Source organism: Sphingobacterium sp. 2149 (assembly GCF_031455655.1).
Taxonomy (GTDB): Bacteria; Bacteroidota; Bacteroidia; order Sphingobacteriales; family Sphingobacteriaceae; genus Sphingobacterium.
Map to the genome: position 1 here is coordinate 65,275 of NZ_JAVDTD010000014.1, position 18,172 is coordinate 83,446.

General features: G+C 39.1%; 16 protein-coding genes. 8 read left to right on the top strand and 8 right to left on the bottom strand.

All coding sequences use genetic code 11. The annotated features are described in order from the left end of the window. Positions 1-59: 59 nt before the first annotated feature. The 3 genes from J2X77_RS19510 (at position 60) to J2X77_RS19520 (ending at position 2,595) form a co-directional block, all read left to right on the top strand. The gene (locus tag J2X77_RS19510; protein ID WP_209580450.1) at positions 60-1,028 is read left to right on the top strand and encodes a polyprenyl synthetase family protein; all 969 of its coding nucleotides are present in this window, start codon (positions 60-62) and stop codon (positions 1,026-1,028) included. Positions 1,029-1,112: 84 nt separating this feature from the next. Beyond that, on the top strand, positions 1,113-1,889 hold the full coding sequence (locus J2X77_RS19515) for an amidohydrolase (protein WP_209580452.1): 777 nt from the start codon (positions 1,113-1,115) through the stop codon (positions 1,887-1,889). A gap of 262 nt (positions 1,890-2,151) precedes the next feature. Further along, complete coding sequence (locus tag J2X77_RS19520; protein ID WP_209580454.1) at positions 2,152-2,595, top strand: MarR family winged helix-turn-helix transcriptional regulator; 444 nt, start codon at positions 2,152-2,154, stop codon at positions 2,593-2,595. A 100-nt stretch (positions 2,596-2,695) separates the two neighbouring features. Here J2X77_RS19520 and J2X77_RS19525 read toward each other — a convergent pair whose 3' ends face one another. The 4 genes from J2X77_RS19525 to J2X77_RS19540 all read right to left on the bottom strand — a co-directional run bounded on the left by J2X77_RS19525 (position 2,696) and on the right by J2X77_RS19540 (position 8,086). Next, positions 2,696-4,252 (bottom strand): FMN-binding glutamate synthase family protein, encoded by a 1,557-nt coding sequence (locus J2X77_RS19525; protein WP_310082105.1) that lies wholly within the window; start codon positions 4,250-4,252, stop codon positions 2,696-2,698. Positions 4,253-4,438: 186 nt separating this feature from the next. Beyond that, positions 4,439-5,200: a Rossmann-like and DUF2520 domain-containing protein gene (locus J2X77_RS19530; protein ID WP_209580456.1), complete on the bottom strand. Its 762-nt coding sequence runs from the start codon at positions 5,198-5,200 to the stop codon at positions 4,439-4,441. Beyond that, positions 5,200-7,659, bottom strand: coding sequence for a heme lyase CcmF/NrfE family subunit (locus J2X77_RS19535; protein WP_209580467.1), 2,460 nt, complete (start codon positions 7,657-7,659; stop codon positions 5,200-5,202). Before J2X77_RS19535 ends, J2X77_RS19530 begins: the two co-directional genes overlap by 1 nt. 19 nt (positions 7,660-7,678) lie before the next feature. Then, a complete protein-coding gene (locus J2X77_RS19540) occupies positions 7,679-8,086 on the bottom strand; it encodes a cytochrome c maturation protein CcmE (RefSeq protein WP_209580469.1) in 408 nt (135 codons plus the stop codon). Between the two features lie 339 nt (positions 8,087-8,425). On the opposite strand from J2X77_RS19540, the gene J2X77_RS19545 reads away from it, so the two are divergent. Beyond that, positions 8,426-9,385: a lipid A deacylase LpxR family protein gene (locus J2X77_RS19545; protein ID WP_310082107.1), complete on the top strand. Its 960-nt coding sequence runs from the start codon at positions 8,426-8,428 to the stop codon at positions 9,383-9,385. Between the two features lie 79 nt (positions 9,386-9,464). Here the strand turns inward: J2X77_RS19545 and J2X77_RS19550 are convergent, their stop codons facing one another. After that, a complete protein-coding gene (locus J2X77_RS19550) occupies positions 9,465-10,715 on the bottom strand; it encodes a dicarboxylate/amino acid:cation symporter (protein ID WP_310082110.1) in 1,251 nt (416 codons plus the stop codon). A 278-nt stretch (positions 10,716-10,993) separates the two neighbouring features. Between J2X77_RS19550 and mnmD the strand changes: the two genes are divergently transcribed. Continuing rightward, positions 10,994-11,659: a tRNA (5-methylaminomethyl-2-thiouridine)(34)-methyltransferase MnmD gene (gene mnmD / locus J2X77_RS19555; protein ID WP_209580624.1), complete on the top strand. Its 666-nt coding sequence runs from the start codon at positions 10,994-10,996 to the stop codon at positions 11,657-11,659. Between the two features lie 136 nt (positions 11,660-11,795). Further along, a complete protein-coding gene (locus J2X77_RS19560) occupies positions 11,796-13,460 on the top strand; it encodes an SWIM zinc finger family protein (RefSeq protein ID WP_209580475.1) in 1,665 nt (554 codons plus the stop codon). A 209-nt stretch (positions 13,461-13,669) separates the two neighbouring features. Here J2X77_RS19560 and J2X77_RS19565 read toward each other — a convergent pair whose 3' ends face one another. Continuing rightward, positions 13,670-14,086: a helix-turn-helix domain-containing protein gene (locus J2X77_RS19565; protein ID WP_310082114.1), complete on the bottom strand. Its 417-nt coding sequence runs from the start codon at positions 14,084-14,086 to the stop codon at positions 13,670-13,672. 168 nt (positions 14,087-14,254) lie between these two features. Between J2X77_RS19565 and J2X77_RS19570 the strand changes: the two genes are divergently transcribed. Together J2X77_RS19570 and J2X77_RS19575 are read left to right on the top strand one after the other, a co-directional pair. Further along, complete coding sequence (locus J2X77_RS19570) at positions 14,255-14,728, top strand: hypothetical protein (protein WP_310082115.1); 474 nt, start codon at positions 14,255-14,257, stop codon at positions 14,726-14,728. 290 nt (positions 14,729-15,018) lie between these two features. Continuing rightward, positions 15,019-15,939, top strand: a complete 921-nt coding sequence (locus J2X77_RS19575; RefSeq protein ID WP_209580481.1) for an Rpn family recombination-promoting nuclease/putative transposase — start codon at positions 15,019-15,021, stop codon at positions 15,937-15,939. A gap of 93 nt (positions 15,940-16,032) precedes the next feature. Here J2X77_RS19575 and J2X77_RS19580 read toward each other — a convergent pair whose 3' ends face one another. Together J2X77_RS19580 and J2X77_RS19585 are read right to left on the bottom strand one after the other, a co-directional pair. Next, complete coding sequence (locus J2X77_RS19580; RefSeq protein ID WP_209580483.1) at positions 16,033-16,773, bottom strand: hypothetical protein; 741 nt, start codon at positions 16,771-16,773, stop codon at positions 16,033-16,035. Positions 16,774-17,363: 590 nt separating this feature from the next. After that, positions 17,364-18,053 (bottom strand): uracil-DNA glycosylase family protein, encoded by a 690-nt coding sequence (locus J2X77_RS19585; RefSeq protein ID WP_209580487.1) that lies wholly within the window; start codon positions 18,051-18,053, stop codon positions 17,364-17,366. Positions 18,054-18,172 lie beyond the last annotated feature (119 nt).

Genomic DNA, 18,172 nt, shown 5'->3' on the forward strand with positions numbered 1-18,172 from the left:
CAAAATTGCCATTTCTATCCGATTATTGCTATATTCGCAAGATTCGATCGTAAAGATATATGCAACATTTACAACAACTCGTGATGGAGGCGATAGAGACAAGTAAATTTCCTGAGACACCATCCAATTTATATGATCCAATACGGTATATTTTGACTTTGGGCGGAAAGCGGGTTCGACCTGTACTGACCTTGATGGCGGCCGAATTATTCGGTATGCGGGACATGGCCGATATTATACCTGCCGCCAAAGCAGTGGAGTTTTTTCACAACTTTTCACTAATCCACGATGACCTAATGGATAAGGCTCCCTTACGAAGAGGTAAAACGACAGTTCACGAGAAATGGGATGCCAATATTGCCATATTATCTGGAGATGGATTGTTAGTTAAAGCCTATGAGGAAATCTCAAAATGTAATCCCGTTTATCTACCTGCAACTTTGAAAATTTTAAGTAAAGTTGCCATGGAAGTATGTGAGGGCCAACAATTGGATATGGATTATGAAAGTCGGAGTTCGCTATCGATGGCTGAATATTTGGAGATGATCCGCCTGAAAACTTCAGTGTTATTGGGTGGAGCATTGCAATTAGGTGCTATTCTGTCAGGAGCAGATGAACAGCAACAGCAACTGATTTACGATTTTGGTGAGAATGTGGGGTTAGCATTCCAGTTACAAGATGATATTTTGGATGCTTACGGCGATCCGGAAACCTTTGGAAAGATCGTTGGTGGTGATATTCTGATCAATAAAAAGACGTTTTTATTGGTGAAGCTGATGGCCGTGATTTCGCACGAAGATAAACCCATTTTGAAGAATTTGTTGGAAGCTCCTGCTGAGGATACTCCATCAAAAATAAAGGATATGCTTGCGTTGTATGGGAAATATGAAATTAAAGCTGCTGCGGACAAACTTAAGGATAGCTATACACAGCGGGCTTTCGAAAAAATGGAAGCTTTAAATGTACCAAATCATCGCAAGGAACCGTTATTAGTGTTAGCAAATAACCTTTTGGTACGGCAGCAATAAGTATTATTTCTTTTAAAATTTGTATCTTGCCGTTAAATGGTTATTTTATTATAAAATAATTAAGTAAATTTTTAGATTACGTTCATGGAGCCTTTAAAGATCACCGTATTTCAAGCATACCTATTTTGGGAAAATATAGAGAAGAATCTCAATAATCTCGCATTGAGACTTTCCGCATTACGCGAAAAAACGGATGTTATTATTCTTCCCGAGATGTTTAATACAGGCTTCACCAATAATGTTAAGAAATGCGCGGAGCCTACAAATGGACCTACCACAAGATGGCTATTTGAGATGGCTAGTTCGCTTAATTGTGTTGTTGCCGGTTCATTAATCATTGAAGATGGTGGAAAATATTATAATCGTTTTGTGTGGATGTTTCCGGATGGCAAATATGTAAAATACGACAAACGCCATCTCTTTGGATTATCGAAAGAAAACGAATACTTCGAGGCTGGAAATGAACGCATTTTAGTAGATATCAAAGGCTGGAAAATTTGTCCAATGATCTGTTATGACCTTAGATTCCCTGTTTGGTCTAAAAATCAAAATGGTGCATATGATATTTTAGTATACACGGCTAGCTGGCCTGACAAGCGATCTGCACATTGGAGAGCTCTTATTCCAGCACGCGCGATAGAAAATCAAGCCTATGTTGTTGGTGTGAACCGCGTTGGGCATGATGGTAATGATGTTTATTATTCTGGTGGTTCGATGTGTATATCTCCACTAGGGGATGTGGTGTATTACAAACCTGAAGATGAAGACTTATATACATTTACCTTAAATCCCAATGATCTATTGGAAGCCCGTGAAAAATTCCCTTTCCTGAGAGACTCTGATTCCTTTACGATCAGCTAACTCCTTTTGAATTAGGTATAATTGCAAGCAATAATTTTGGTTGTATACTTTTTATTTGCTAATTTCAGTCTGTCATAAATCAAATTTTGATGATTTATCAACATCTACTGATGACATGTTGATAAATTTTGTTTGTAGAAGCTATGCTAAAGTGTAACTTAGGCTAACTGTTAGCCATAATACATTAGCTTTTTTTACATTATATGAAAGACAGCATTTTATTGCTATAATAAGTTGCGTAAACAACCATAACCATTATTATATGTTGCACCAAGATTTAGTATCACAAGAGTATTTTTATAATTTCCTAACGGGCAAATATTCCATTGCAGTAATGCGAAGGTTACAACGTAATCTTCGTGAGGCCGGATTAAGCATTACTTCTGAACAATGGAGTATCATGTATAACCTTTGGGTGGAGGAGGGGCTTACCCAGCAGGAGTTAGCTATTCGTACATTTCGGGACAAGCCGAGCGTGACTCGGCTAATAAATAATTTGGAACGGGTCAATCTGGTTATTCGCGTAAATGATAAAAACGATAGACGGTCTAATCTGATCTATTTGACAAAAACGGGAAGAAAGATGAGGGACGAGGGCATGAAGCAAGCTAGAAATACAATTGAACAGGCCTTGGAGGGGTTGAACGATGATCAGATTGCTGTCTCAAATACGATTTTACATCGTGTACTCTTTAATCTAGCATAATTATTTATGGTCGGCTTCTTCCTGAAGTAAGCGAGCTATAAAAAAGTCCCTTATGCTGATTTGACATAGGGGACTTGCTGTTTTATTTAAAAAATGCCGATTAATCTTCGAATAGCTTACTTTCGAAATCTGTGCGGCTGTTGACCAATTTACCTTCATTTCCGAAGTAAATTTCTTGAAAGCTCAATGTCCGTATCGCATCTACTTTACGATAAAATTTATCTGCCGATACATCAGAAAGTGTTTTGAATCCACACGCTTCCATAATTTCGACAGTAGCACGTAAAGTGTTACGATGGAACTGAGCGACACGCACATATTTATCGTTCACGTCTAGTCCTTTGTAGAGGTGTGGTTGTTGTGTCGCCACCCCAACTGGGCAAACGTCTTCATTACATTTAAGTGCCTGGATGCAACCCAAAGCGAACATCATACCGCGCGCGCTATAACATGCATCTGCTCCTAGGGCGATAACTTTTAAAATGTCGAACCCGGTGACGATACGGCTGGATACGATGACTTTGATGTGTTTTTTTAGGCCGAAAGAAATTAAGGTTTTTGTGACAAATGCAAGTGCGTCATAGAGCGGCATACCTAAATTGTCCGTAAACTCAAGTGGCGCGGCTCCCGTACCACCTTCCGAACCATCTACAGAAATAAAATCTGGAAAAATCTGCGTATTTTGCATCGCATGACAGATATCCATAAACTCATGTTTGTCTCCGATACAGATCTTAAAACCGATAGGCTTCCCGTCAGACAATTCACGCATATGTTGTATGAAGTGCATCATTTCTGTTGGCGAAGCGAATGCACTATGCGCTGGAGGTGACATGACGTCTGTTCCGGGAATAACGTGACGAATGGCAGCAACCTCAGGTGTATTTTTTGCAGCTGGAAGGATACCCCCATGACCTGGTTTAGCGCCTTGTGAGAGTTTCAACTCAATCATCTTCACGTTTTCACGGTTTGATTTCTCCTTGAAAAGTTCGGCATCAAATTTTCCCTCTTTATTACGGCACCCAAAATAACCTGTACCAACCTGCCAAATTAAATCACCGCCATTATTATGATAGTCACTGATCCCCCCTTCACCGGTGTTGTGAGCAAAATTTTGAAGTGCAGCGCCTTTGTTTAAGGCCGTTATCGCGGTTTTGCTTAAAGCGCCGTAACTCATTGCTGAAATGTTGAACACACTTAAACTATAAGGCTTTTTACAAGCGGCGTTTCCAACCGTAGTGCGGAGGTCGTGGTTCTCGATATGACAAGGGAAAACAGAGTGCGCTGCCCATTCGTTCCCGACTGCCTGCGGATCGGTCTGCATACCAAATGCAACGGTTTCCCGTTGATTTTTTGCACGCTGGTATACGATCGAACGCTGTCTTCTGTTAAAAGGACGTCCATCCATGTCTGATTCCCAAAAATATTGTCTCAACTCAGGACGAATAGATTCGAAGATATAACGGAAATATCCAACTAAAGGATAATTGCGTAGGATGGCATGTTTGGTCTGGAAACTATGATATAACGCGATCAATAGCAACGGAAATGGGATGATAAGTAGCCAAAACCAGCTTGATGTAAATATAAATCCAAATGATAAGATGATTAAATTAATCACTATCATTATTGAAAGAATGAGTTTTCTAACTTCCATAGAAAATACGATTATTTATTTTTGATTCGCTATTTTTAATTTTAGCCCAACTGATTATTATAGTACTCAATTAGCATTCCAAAACACGCTTTTGGACGAAGCAAATGTACTAAAGTTCCCTAAGTAAATAGCTATATTCACCCGTTTGGAATAAGTTTTGACAAGTTTATAACCGTTTCTAACAAACTATTTTCTTTTAGTAATCTCCTGCGATAAAAGTTGATAGATTTGCTGTAAATCTGGTTTATTGCTAATAAATTGCAAATGTTTTTGCATTGTTTTGCTATCTTGTCGGATGGCTGGTCCTGTCTGAACTGTTATCGGAATATGATTTTGAGCTTTTTCTGCCGTCTCCCGGATGATTGGTTTGATCAGATCAAAGGATAAGTTGTTTTCGTTGAGAATCTCATACGCCATCTGATAGAGGATGTTCGAAAAATTATTGACCATGACCGAAGCAAGATGAATAGCTAAACGCTGGTGTGAAGTACAATATAAGCTGTGCGGGCTTAAGTTGCGTGCGAGCTGGAGTAGCATTGCGCTATTGTCATCCGTATTACCTTCAACACAAAGCGGAACGGTGGAAAAATCGACTGCTTTATCTTTAGATAAAGACTGTGGTGGATAGATGACACCGGCGTTCTCAAATCTATTGAGTACGGCCAGATCTGTTGCGCCTGAACAGTGGATAACAATTCCTTTTAAATTTTCAGGTAGCGCTTCTATTACCGGTATGATAGCATTATCCGCAACCGCAATAAGGTAAAGATCGGCATTTAAGTCAAGTTCATGCAGCTGGTCAATTGCCACGCAATGAAGATCAAAGGCCAATGCGTCTGCATTGGCCTTTGTTTTACTATAGATCTGAACGACTTGCTGTCCTATTTTTTGAAACTGTCGTGCGAAATGTGTGGCTGCATTTCCGCTCCCTAAGATCACTATGTTCATTATTTCAATGCTTTTCGTTTTTCCTCTTTGTTTCTTCTCACAATGGACATGATAAAGCCGATTGTCATGACAATTGTGCCGCACCAGAAAAAGTTGATGTAGGGGAATTTAATGGCTTTAAATACGACCCATTTTTTTTCTGGAAGGGGTTTTTGATAAACCATAATTTCCAGTTTATCTTTGTCGGGCTTAATACCCGTAAATCTGAATTTAAGTCCTTGTTCATTGACATCTTTATTGAAGTCATAAACCCCGCCATCTTTAATAAGGTAGATAGGTTGTACCTCATATTGTTTGTTATCGGCGGAAAATACTTTTATTTTCAATCCAACCATGACATCATTGGGACCCTTTGGAATTTTCTCTAGGTGAGCTTCTTTATTTAGGCCTTCAATGACATAATAGCCATTACGATAGCGTAGCGTATCGCCGATATTTACCTGATATGTCGCTGGCTCCTCGTAGTCTTCGAAACCAGTTTTCTCTTCTGCCGAAACTTTCGCATGTGTAGCCTGACTTTCAGCTGCCGCAGCAGTAATCAGTGTATAAACATCATGTGTAATATAATGTTTGGTCGCTGGGGTACCAATCAAACCACCCATTTTTGCATTGTTTTGAGCAAAAGGTTGCAGAACGAATTGCTCCTTTACTTTTCCTGTTTCTTCGTCGATTCGTTCATATTTTATTTTATAAAACGTATTTGGAGCAACGATGCTGTCACCGATATAGGTGATTTTGTATTCCCCCATCTGTACAGGTTCACCCTCGGTCAAGAATAAATTTTCGCCGGGTTTCTCAACTTTGTCAAACCCTGATACAGCGATGTATCCTGTATTGTTAACAGAAATGACCTCGTTGGTTGCTGCAGCGACCATGGCACCGATCAGCAAAAGTCCGAAACCAATATGCGCTACGGAAGAGCCCGCAAGCTTCCATTTACCTTTGACAGCATCTCCCAATACGCGGATATTAGCCAAAATACAGAAAATACTTGCGAAGGTGATTAAAATATAGATCAGGTTGGTATAGGTCTTCGTCAAATAAACTACACCAGCGGTTAATATAAGAGACACGACCAATGATGCCACAGTAGACGCCAAAAACTTGCGGCTGTCGGTACGTTTATATTTTAAAAATTGCGTAAATCCGGTTAGGATCATAACGATAACAGCAAAGCCTGATTGCCATTTGTTATAATGTTGTATCGGATCTAAAGGCGGGGCTACTTTGGTTCCAAAGATCTTGTTAAATACCGGAATTGATGTTGAAGCGATGATCTGTGCACAAGCAACAGTTAATACCAAAGCGCCGATAAACATCCAGAACTCTCTTGAATAGATATCCTCATCCTTTTCTGTTATCGGCATTTCTTTCTTTTTAACTGTCAGAAATACCACCATAATAACTAAAAATACGACATTGAACAAAATCAGTTGTCCGCTCATTCCCAAATCGGTAAAAGAGTGTACTGAAGTTTCTCCGAGCACACCACTTCGAGTGAGGTAAGAGGCATAAATCACCAGTACAAAGCTGATCATCGCTAAAAAAGTAGCGGTGAAGTAAGAATGGCCAGAATTTTTGTAAGCGACCATGACGTGTACCGCTGCAATCAACGTAAACCATGGAATAATGGATGCATTTTCTACGGGATCCCAAGCCCAAAAGCCGCCAAAGTTAAGTGCTTCGTAAGCCCAGAATGAACCCATGATAATACCAGCTCCTAAAATCATCACAGCAAATAGTGCCCAGGGAAGTGCAGCATTGATCCATTCCTTGTAACGTTTGGTCCAAAGGGCGCCCGTTGCATAAGCAAAAGGAACAATCATAGACGCAAAGCCAAGGAACAGTGTAGGCGGGTGAATTACCATCCAGTAGTTCTGCAACAAAGGGTTTAGACCATTACCGTCTTTAAGTAGGGACAAATAGTTTGCTTCCTTTAGGATAGGGAAATCCATTGCATCGCGCAGGAGGATAAATGGAGAGCTTCCGATGCGTAAACCCAGTAACTCAATCCCTATAATCATCGAGGCTAAAAATGCCTGACACAACATCACGAAGGTCATGACGGACGTTTCCCAGCTTTTGGCTTTAAATAGTAATACTGCGCCTAATACGGTTTGCCAGAATGTCCATAGCCAAAAGCTTCCTTCCTGCCCTTCCCAGAAACTGGAAATGATATAATAAGTCGGTAAGTCTCTCGAAGAGTGTGCAAAAGCGTAATTATATTCAAAATAGTGATTGTAAATAATATAAAATAAAGTTGAGCCGACAGCTACGACTGAGACAGCATTAACCCAGAATGCGATGCGAGCAATTTTTTTCCATGAAGTTTCTTCAGGAGTTTTAGTCGCGAAAAAATAAGCGATACAAGATAAAAGTGCGGCACCAAAAGAAAGAACAATAAAGAACTGTCCGATCTGCCCGGGTAGCAGGTGCTCACCAACGTAATTAACGTCCATTGAAAATTGATTTTACGAATTAATTATTGAAAGCAGTCGCATTGATCTCGGTAACGACTGATTTATCGTTATATTTTGACGGACATTTCATTAAGATCTTACTTGCCCTAAACACATTTCCATCCATTTTACCGGTCAATACAATTTGCTCTGAACGTTCAATATCCTGAGGTTTGGCACCCTTAAAAATCACTTCACACTCTGTACCATCATTGTCGTACATGAAAAACGAGAATCTGTTGGCGTCGGTCTTAGGGTCATAATGAAGCGCTTTTTCCTTATTTAATTGACCTACCACGTACAGTTCGGTTTTCTTTTCCTTAGCTTCGGTAAATGTCGAATACGTACTTGAATCGGTGTAGATAACAAGTATCATGGCAATGGCGACAGCGATGATAGCAATTAGAATAATTGAACTTTTTTTCATTGTATTTACTTATTTATAAGTGTTTGATTCCATCGAAAACATAAATCGTTTCACTCGGTTTCTTTGTTCTTGGTGATGATGTTAACTGGGTAAAATATTTAGATCACTGCTTATAAAAATCCCGAATTTCTTACATTTGACACCTAATCGAATGCAAAATTACAAATAGATTCGCTAAGAAAGGAATAATGCAACTTTTCCATATTATTTATATCTATTCTAAATAGTTTAAATTAGTTTGAAAAATAGGAGGTATACCAATGCTTTTCAATAATTTGATGTATGATTTGCTTTTTTGGTTCCAATGATTTCGCATGAATTTTACAATTGCCTGTTAATATGAGTGTTGGTTTGCGATCCTTAGGGCTCCTGTTGCCCCTTTTATCTTCGTGTTTTCTTGTGTTTGGGCAGGTGAAATTCCGTAATCAGGAACTTTCCATTCAAAACGATAATGATGTTTACCTCTTGGTGGGGCAGGATAGGTATTATACGAATGGTATCAATGTCAATTATCGCGTGGCAATACGGAATGGGAGCAACGCGGAGATCTCCAATACTGTATTGGACTTTGAACTTGGACAAAGAATCTATAACGGCATTAGCATGCTGGACTATCGTCGGCAAAATAGGACATATGACCGGCCTTTTGCTGGTTACCTTTATTTGAGCGCAGGTGCAACGCGGTTTCTAAAAGCGGATCAAGTTGTAGAAGTAAAGGTGGAATTTGGGCAAATCGGCTCCAGATCATATGGTGAAGAAGCACAGAAGTTTATTCATCATCTTTTTGGACTGTATGAGGCCACAGGTTGGGAAACGGAGTTGCGCAATGCATTTGGTGTGGATATGCAGGCGAAGTATCTTAAAGGAATTTACCGGAATGATTCGCAGTCCTTCGATCTTGGCGTGATGGGAAGAGGTGTGCTGGGCATGAACAACACCAATATCGAGGCAGGAATTCCGATACGTGCAGGTAAACTCAAATCGTACCATGCTTCGACCTTTACCCGTGGACATCTGACGCAGGCCAGAAGTAACAACGAAAAGGAGTGGTTCTTTTTCTATCAGCCTAGTTTGACGCGGGTTTTTTATAATTCCACTATACAAGGGGGAATGGGGAAAGATGATCCGATTGGTGGATTATATCAGATTGAACCTTGGATGCTCAGTCATCGCGTCGGATTCAACTGGTCTGACCATAAGGTTAATTACGGCATTAATTATATTTTCAATTCCAAGGAGCTTAAGTCTGTATTCCATCGACATCAATACGGACAGTTATTCTTTGCCTACCGCTTTTAGTGCATTTGGCAAAGACCATTTCCATTGGTATTACCTCTGATTGATTGAACTTAAGCTGAATAACTTGCATGTTCAGGCTTTAACCCTGATTTACTGGGACAGGATCTGTCAGTTTTTGTCCAATGAGGCGGGTAGTGAGCATTGCAGCGACCGTATCGCCGGTCGCGTTGAGCATCGTGGCCAACGGATCTACCAATGTCGCAATGATCATAATTGAAGGAATGACCTCAGTCGGCATTTGATAAACCGATATGATGAGCATCTCACCGATATATCCCCCGTTTGGAATACCGCCGGCAACGATGCTGACCAACAAGGTGATCCCCACTGCCATGATCATATTGCTTGGTTCAAAGAACTCTTGTCCACTCAACAGCAGCGCAATGTAAATTTTAAAGATACAGGCGATGGCTGAACCATGTTTATGTAAGGTCGTGCCCAAAGGGATGACGACGCTGGCTACCGTATCGGGGATGCCAATTTGTTTCGCTGCCAGTAAGTTGGCCGGCATGGTCGCAAGACTGCTGCAGCTGCTGAGGGCAGTCAGCGAAGGTAAAATATTGTTTTTCCAATAGCGTTTGATACCTTTGAGACCAGATGCAAGAAAGGCAAAGACACTAAATACCACGAAGAAGTAAAGTACCCCAAAGAGATAATAAAGGCCAATAGGTTTGGCATAGAAGCCAAAGAGCTGTGGGCCAAGGGTACCGACTTGATAGGCAAAATAAGCGCCGAGACCTAGTGGAGCCAGTTTCATGACCATGACCAGTAAATTGCCCATGACGGCATTTCCGGAATTAATGAATTTTCGGAATATATCAGCGGAAGCGCCAGATCTGCGTGTGGCGATACCTACCAAAAATGAGAATATCACAAAGGCAAGCATATTCTGCCGGGATAAGAGACTGGAAAATTCACTAACAGTCAGGAATCGAACCATTTTTTCACCCCAGGAATCATGAACGGCTGTATCCATGATATTGTTTGCCTGTTCGATGGCGAGTGGGGCGTCTACCGGAAATAAGTAGAGAAAGAATATGGTCGATACTCCTGCAACGACAATACCGACAACAAATACGAATGACATCATGCCAATAATTCTGCCCAACACACTGTCACCTTCAATATTGGCCACAGACGAAGCTATTGCGAAAAAGACCAAGGGTATAACACTGACGAAGAGCAGATTTAGAAAGATATCCCCAATTGGCTTAAGGTTATCCACAAAATGTGGAAATAAGATGCCAAGTAAACTTCCGATACTGATGCCAAGAAGCAGGAGTAAGATGCTGCCGTAGTGCTGTATAAAAGTTTTTGCCGAGTATGCCATTAGGTTCAGTGATTGTTTCGTGTTTACGGCGCTAAAATAATCTTTTTATCTATTATTTTCATTTTACGTTTTGATAAAGATTAATCGGAGTTTATTCGAACCAGCTTTTTATCTTTGAACGAATCTTCTGATAGCATACCGTCGCGGTTGCAGGTAGAAAGTTGGAGTATAGAGGCCTGTTGTGTCGAATGGAACCGAAGATTCATGAAGACCTTGTTTATGTCTTGTTGGGGGAGGGAGATAAGGCTATTAGATTTTTAATAATGAGTATAAGAAAAATGAATTTTGTAACGACCGGAGATGGCTCGAAGACATTGTACAATGCCGAGATCGGCGAATGTTATCATTCAACGCATGGGGCCGTACAGGAAAGTAAACATGTGTTTATCAAAACAGGTTTGGATCATTTTGTGCAAAAGACAGGGGCTTCGGATGTTGCTATCCTGGAAGTAGGATTTGGTACAGGACTTAACTTTCTTCAGACAGCCGATTTCATTCGGGACAGGCCATTTCAGATAGACTATGTCGGAATTGAAGGTTTCCCTTTGCCACTTACGACCATTGCCGAGACAGGATATAACGAGACCGTGAATCCAACAGTGTGGTCAGCTTACCTGAATTGCTATGAAGCGGCATTGCAGCAGGAGGTGCAAGTTCATGAACGTTTACGACTTACTATTGCTCATACTTTATTGATGGATTTTCAAACAGAAAAACAATTTGACGTCGTGTATTTTGATGCTTTTGCTGCCATACATCAGCCCGAAATGTGGAACGATGCGGCATTAGCACATGTCGCGCAGTTTGTTAAACCTGGGGGAGTCTTTGTGACATATGCGATTACGGGTAATCTTAAACGTAGTATGAAATCTTTGGGCTTTTCTATTGAGAAGGCTCGCGGTGCACCTGGAAAAAGGGAAATGTTACGGGCGACAAAACTTTAAGATTCTTACTGTCCTATATGTCTATGTGAGAAAGAGAATATAAATTAGTATGCACGCACTAGGGCGGTTGGAATGAGCAATAGCATGTCGGTGACAGGTGATAGCAATAACTAGTTGGGTAGAAATAAAAATCAAAATGAGAATAGCACAGATCTTAGCTAAACAGAGTGAAACTAAGCTTACACAAGCTAAAAAACTCATCGTTCGTGAATTGGAAGAAGTTGAGGTAAAAGGAAATTTTGTGGCTTATGTAGATGAGGCGGAGGAATCTTATGATATTAATGTCCAGTTGGATAAAGAAGTTGTTGTCGGTCATTCTTGCGACTGTGGGCGTAGGGATAGTTATTGTATACATCAGATCGCCATACTTCTGATGCTCTCATCAGAAAAGGAGAGCCCTTCAGCTACGAAGAAAAGCAGTAAGCCAGCCAAGGGAAAGAAGGTGAAGGAAAGTGAACAACTACTACTCATGTTAGAACAGGAAGTGTTAGCCTCCTGGCTGTTGGAGCTTTTCAAATCCAATAAAGATATTGAATTACAGTTTCTGATGAAATTCGGGAAAAATAAGCAGGAATATAAAGAGACAGATGTCGCTAAGACTTTAAAAGATACTGTTGTTTCAGTAGTAGGAAAGCGGAAGAAGATAGAAGCATCAGAAGTTAAAAAAATAATACAATTATGGGAAAAGGCACTGGATCCTTTTTGGGAGTATTTAGCACTTAATATCGGCAACGAAAGGATCATTGATCTATTTTCGGCGGTACATCAAGCTGTTTTGGATCTCGAATATAAATTTTTCTATACCGGTACGCGTTTTAGAAAGTTTATTGAAACCGGAAATTCGAAAATCGCTGGAATCATTGCTCATGTTGATTCTGACATACAGTGGGTCGCATTGACAAATTCGTATTGGGATAAAATGTGGTCCGAGCAAAATTCAGAGGGGGGGATGTTGGAATTGTTTATACAGATCTACGAAAGCTCTTCCACAGAACGGAAACGGTTACTGGCCGACAAAATAGAAGATCTGATCACCTCCCTGTTAGAAGGGCGCTATCACATGTCCGTAGCGGTTGATAGCTTCTTTTTAGATGTATTGCTTGAGAATAATATGTTTGACGACAGTGCTGATTATTTTGTACCCCGCCAGTGGGAAGCTAAGTTTAATTTGAAATTAATAGAAGCAATAAGAGATCATGATCCCAACAAAGCGATTGATTATTGCAACAGGGTGATCGCTGGCAATGTAAATTCAACTTATAATGATCCTTTTTTGGAGATTTTAGAGGACATATACGCGGATAGTGGAGATTTTAGCAAGCTTGCCTCTATTAAAATGGAAAAGTTTTCAAGTGCTCCGAATATTGTTGATTACGTTTTTATCATGGATCATTCCAACGATGAGGAGCTCAAGAAGAAATTTAGGACGAGGACATTGAGTATGCTTCGCAATAATATGGGATATGCAGGGTCTGATGAGCTGTATTTCAGGATATTGGAATATGAAAAGAATTATAAAAAAATGCTTGAGGTGATAGATTATCGTGTTCGTCCTTCTGTACTACTGAAATTTTGGAAATATCTTTATGCCCACGATAAGCTAAGATTCTTGCGTGCTATCGCAGCTAATGTACAGATTGATTATCGTACGGATCCATCCGCACTTGAACAACTGATTCTCAAGATAACCGATAATTATGAAAGCGATGTCATTAAGATATTCTTCAAGCCAGACGCGTGGTCGAGCCATCAACGAACTTTTAAGGCAATGGTCTATAGTAGATTAGATAGTTTGAAATAATATTCATTTCTGAACTTTTTAATCAGGCTGAAATTGTTTAGCAATTAATTTTCATCGATCTCTAAAGTATATCCGGTAAATATATGGGTTATTTACCGCAAAAAAAGCGGAGAATAAACTGCTTATTCTCCGCTTTTCATAAACTTCGTGGATTTATATCATTATTTAAGTCTAAAAACATTCCATATCAGATCGCTTTAGATAATGGATTATTTATTTTTTAGCAGCCTCTCTAAATACTCCACCTTAGATTTCTCAGCTTCTAAAAGGCGTTCGTAAAGCCTTTTATTTTCTTCATATGCTTCGATGAGTTTATCAAGCGGATTAAAGTTCGGATGTATATTTATTGCATTTAGTGTAGATGTGTCGTGGCTTGTAAAAGTGTTATTTATAATATTAAACACTGCTTCTTCATCAAAATTCTCAATGGCTTCAGGCGTAACACCTAATGCTTCGGCTACCTGAGCCAATAGACTTACTTCTATCTCAGGACTACGCTCCATATTGGATACAGCTTGTTGGCTTACACCCAATTCGAATGCTAAAGCCTCTTGTTTCATTCCACTAAGTTCGCGGATACGACAGATTTTTCTTCCTATATGGTGTGTTGCGCTGGTTGTACTCATAAATCCAAAGTTAGCATATATTAAGTGTTTAAGATACGAAATATCTTTAGATGGTACAAAACAAGAAATCCTAGTGTGATACAAACTATGCTAGGTATTTTACAAGTGGTTTTGGTTCTGTACGTAGATAGAGATGTGTTTATTTGTGCAAATCAAAATAGACTTGATATGAAGAAGAAAGGTAAAAACAAGGTTGTAACGGTAGACATGTATCATAAGTATGCCGAAATCGACGAAATGTATGGTTCGAAGGAAAGAGTGGTCAAAGTGGATATTCCAAGTAATCTCAGAATGTTATGTGCGATACTCGATGTTAAGGTAGAAAAACTGTTAAACGACTTTATGTGGATGTTAAGCTATTCCCATCATAATTCAGCTACACCTAAACAAAGAAAAACAGCTAAGAAATTCATTCTCGCCTGCAAATACGGCCAGCCTATGTATACTAAAAAGCAGATCAAGCAGATGTTTGATGAGCTAAAGGCTGACCGAGAAATTTATGAAACAACCGAGGGTATGGATCATGAAGACTTGAAGCTCTTTTGGACAAACAATCATATGTATAAGCAGCATTGGTTTAAACGCTGGTTTGAAAAAATAGACCGAGCTAAAGGGGATATATCAATACTTAACGAACACTAACTGAAAAAGTATGAATGATTTTAACAATTTAATTGTCCGAACTCGCTGTAGAATAGTCCTTGCACATGGCAATCAACTAAAGAATTTTACCCTATCACATTAAGATTCTTTTAGGTCAAAAGTAAGTTTTTCAGTGGAAGGTATCAATGAGTAGGAAAATACGGGAGGTTGAAAATCAAAGTACTTCTTTGCAATCGAGCGATTTAATCAGAATAAAAAAAAACTAATATTTTTAGTTTTTCGTGTGTTTTATTTGCATTTTTGTTATCAAATAACCAATTATGTAGTTTATGAAAAAGCAGAATAATCTCTTGGGCAAATATGTGGATATGTGCACCGATTTTGGCATGAAATTGTATTTTGGCCCGAGAAGTGGTAAAGAGAATCTGATCCATTTCCTTAACGGCCTATTTGCTGGGGAAAAAGTTATTCGCGATCTGGAATATCGCCCCACAGAGCGTATTGGTGAACAGGAACACAATCGTAAAGTCATTTTTGACCTCTATTGTACCAGTGATGACAATAGTCATTTCATTATCGAAATGCAACAACTTCCCCAAGATTTTTTCCGTGATCGTATGGTTTATTACAGCTCGCGTCTTATACATACATTAGTTCCACGCGGACATAGCGGAAATACCTATGAGTTACCAGAAGTTTATTTCATTGGTATTCTTAATTTTGCATTGGATAACATTGATAATGATCGATACTATTATGATGTGGTACTTTGTGATCGTGAGAAAGGTGAACAGTTTTACGATAAGTTAGGCTTTAAACTTCTTTGTTTGCCTAATTTTCGCAAAGAGGAGGTTGAGATAAAAAGTTTTATGGACATGTGGCTTTATCTTTTCAAACATATGTCTAAACTCAATGAAATACCGAAATTTTTGGATAAGCGTGTCTTTGGTCTTATCTTTGACATAGGAGAGGTGTCAAATCTAAATTCAGAAGATATGAAAGCATATGAATTGAGCCTTAAGGATAAAAGAGATGCGGAAAGCATTCGCCTTACAGCGGAACGTATAGGCATGGAAAAAGGCATTAAAAAAGGCATGGAAAAGGGAATAGAAAAAGGTCGGCAAGAGGAACGAGCGAAGGCTGAAGCTGAGAAGCGAATCTCAGCCTTAAAGATGTTGAAGAGCGGTTTTGATTCCAAGGTCATAGCTGATATTATAGGATTGTCAATTGAGGAGATTGAGAAATTTTAATAGCGTGTTTAATCGAATCGCCTCTTCGGTGATATCAATAATAAACAATTAAGGTATTTCTTTCTCTATAGTGCCTATGTCTATATTTTGCTTTTAAGATTCAATAATAAATGCACCGACAATTGCCGCAGGATGCAGATCTTTACTATTTAGCAGGGCATAATCTTCGCGAAATCTTTCATAGTATTCGATATTCATTCCAATAAGTACGGTCTCAGCATCTCGATCGTTCACATCAAATCGTAATTCTTCCAATTCAACAGTTCTAGGATCTGCCTGTAAGCTCAACGGAATTTGGTGTTTGTGGCTACGGACATAGATCTGTTTTTCGAAATTAAATACGACAATCATCAGATTTATCTTCATGAGATTACAATATTTTGGACGGTGAATATCGTTTTGCATGTCAAATTTTGGGAACTTTATGGCAATTTGTTTTTTATCCAACAATTTTATTTCTGGATCAAAATGCATGTAGTCATGCATATGGCATTTGTCGTTGAATTGAAAGTTTACTATCCGATCGATCTTTCCGCCTCGAATCGTCTTTTCACCCAGAGGCGCTCTATTTGGGCGGGTGACTCTTTTCAACTGATTGATGAGGCGATTGTGCATATTGCTATCGTGCAATTTGAGGTGAACTTCTCCCATTACATGTCGTATGCGGGATCCTGCAGTACTCGCATGACCAAAATCTGTAGCAGCTGATTTTGTGCCCTTCGTTTGTTTTGTTTTACGCCCTGGGGCAGTCTGCACAATAGTTATTTCATTTGATTTTCGAAAGACAAGGTTTCCAACCAAGCCTTTTAGATTTCCGTTCTCTATTATAGCCATGGGTTGAATTTGCAAATTAAAATACTGAAAGCCAAATAATTGTTTATTTTTGGGAGATTTGAAATTGGCTTTTGCCAACAATTATTAAATTCATAATAGCTAGTAAAAGCCTATTATGAAAATTGCATTGGCTATTTTTATCAGTGATGCGGGTAAGGATCTTTTTCGAATTTGGTATGGGTTTAAAACTGCTGCTTCAATGGAGGTTCGATGCAGCATCGTATCTGCTTCGATACCACTCCACCCCCTAGTCGAGATGAATCTGTGATGAGCGCGACATGTGTCCGTGGTGAGTCCGAGTTAGACTCGGAGATAAGGCGGTAGCAAGGCTGTTGGAAAACACTCTTATGTGCTAGCAAGTACGAATAAGGCCCGAAGAGGCCTCGAATAATTGTCGAAGGAGATTGAATAACGTATAGAACACGGACTCTCTGATTAAAAATAATAACGGTAAAACAGTATATAGGCTACCTATTGGATATGAATTTACAATGGAGATTATATAAAAGCAAATATCTTCTTAAAAGCTGATACTACTTATTAACACAACAGATTTTGTTTATCAGTTAATTAACATGTTTATCCATATTTTATAGTCCACTTAATAATCGGATATAATTGTCAATATAGTGTTGTTTGTCCTTTGATTTATATTGTTGGATATAGCGGGGATGATCCAGAATAATCATCTCTCCAAATAATTTCTCTTCTTTGTTGATTTTTGCGAGGAAGGTTGCGTTTTTCTTTCCAAGGACAAATACTTCCTCTGTTTCGAGCCCCATAGCGATATGTTGTTTTAGGGATTCAACCATAAATGGCTTCACCATTTCAAAAAGCTGCTTATCGTCATAGTAGTTTGCATTGATCCAGTTGTTGGGATTTGTCTCACGGACAATTGCCAGTGGAAAAGGTGAATTGATATAAAACTGTTTGTAGAAAATACTTGGTCCTCCATAGGCTTCGATCATATCGTATATGAAAACAGAGGATATTTCATGGGTATGTGCTGAATGCATTTTTATTCCACATGCGCTAGCTAATCTTTTCGTGTCGGTAAAAGGAACACCCGTTACTCCTGCGCCATGTCTGCTCGGATTAATGCCTATAATGAATTTTCTTTGTAAGTTATCCTGGTAAAATTTTTTGTAAAACTGTTCCATCACCACCAATGTCTCGGGATTATCGAGGTAGGGATTAATGACGTCAAAATCGGCCGGAAGTTTTTCCGAATAATGTAACTGTTTGTTAAATGTGATTACTTTTTGGGCAAATGTGACCATGATAGGTGTTTAGTTTAATATACTCATCCTAGCTAAAAAGTAGTGACGATAATGGACAGAAATTTAGATATTTTTATGTATATAAGTATGGTTTGCTTTTTTTTATTGTTTAATTTTAA

Bases quoted from the DNA above. Each gene is read 5' to 3' on its own strand.
- J2X77_RS19580 (WP_209580483.1), bottom strand. From the start codon at position 16,773: ATGGCTATAATAGAGAACGGAAATCTAAAAGGCTTGGTTGGAAACCTT.
- J2X77_RS19510 (WP_209580450.1), top strand. From the start codon at position 60: ATGCAACATTTACAACAACTCGTGATGGAGGCGATAGAGACAAGTAAA.
- J2X77_RS19535 (WP_209580467.1), bottom strand. From the start codon at position 7,659: ATGGACGTTAATTACGTTGGTGAGCACCTGCTACCCGGGCAGATCGGA.
- J2X77_RS19520 (WP_209580454.1), top strand. From the start codon at position 2,152: ATGTTGCACCAAGATTTAGTATCACAAGAGTATTTTTATAATTTCCTA.
- J2X77_RS19530 (WP_209580456.1), bottom strand. From the start codon at position 5,200: ATGAACATAGTGATCTTAGGGAGCGGAAATGCAGCCACACATTTCGCA.
- mnmD (WP_209580624.1), top strand. From the start codon at position 10,994: ATGAATTTTGTAACGACCGGAGATGGCTCGAAGACATTGTACAATGCC.
- J2X77_RS19585 (WP_209580487.1), bottom strand. From the start codon at position 18,053: ATGGTCACATTTGCCCAAAAAGTAATCACATTTAACAAACAGTTACAT.
- J2X77_RS19515 (WP_209580452.1), top strand. From the start codon at position 1,113: ATGGAGCCTTTAAAGATCACCGTATTTCAAGCATACCTATTTTGGGAA.
- J2X77_RS19545 (WP_310082107.1), top strand. From the start codon at position 8,426: ATGAGTGTTGGTTTGCGATCCTTAGGGCTCCTGTTGCCCCTTTTATCT.
- J2X77_RS19540 (WP_209580469.1), bottom strand. From the start codon at position 8,086: ATGAAAAAAAGTTCAATTATTCTAATTGCTATCATCGCTGTCGCCATT.
- J2X77_RS19550 (WP_310082110.1), bottom strand. From the start codon at position 10,715: ATGGCATACTCGGCAAAAACTTTTATACAGCACTACGGCAGCATCTTA.
- J2X77_RS19565 (WP_310082114.1), bottom strand. From the start codon at position 14,086: ATGAGTACAACCAGCGCAACACACCATATAGGAAGAAAAATCTGTCGT.
- J2X77_RS19575 (WP_209580481.1), top strand. From the start codon at position 15,019: ATGAAAAAGCAGAATAATCTCTTGGGCAAATATGTGGATATGTGCACC.
- J2X77_RS19570 (WP_310082115.1), top strand. From the start codon at position 14,255: ATGAAGAAGAAAGGTAAAAACAAGGTTGTAACGGTAGACATGTATCAT.
- J2X77_RS19560 (WP_209580475.1), top strand. From the start codon at position 11,796: ATGAGAATAGCACAGATCTTAGCTAAACAGAGTGAAACTAAGCTTACA.
- J2X77_RS19525 (WP_310082105.1), bottom strand. From the start codon at position 4,252: ATGGAAGTTAGAAAACTCATTCTTTCAATAATGATAGTGATTAATTTA.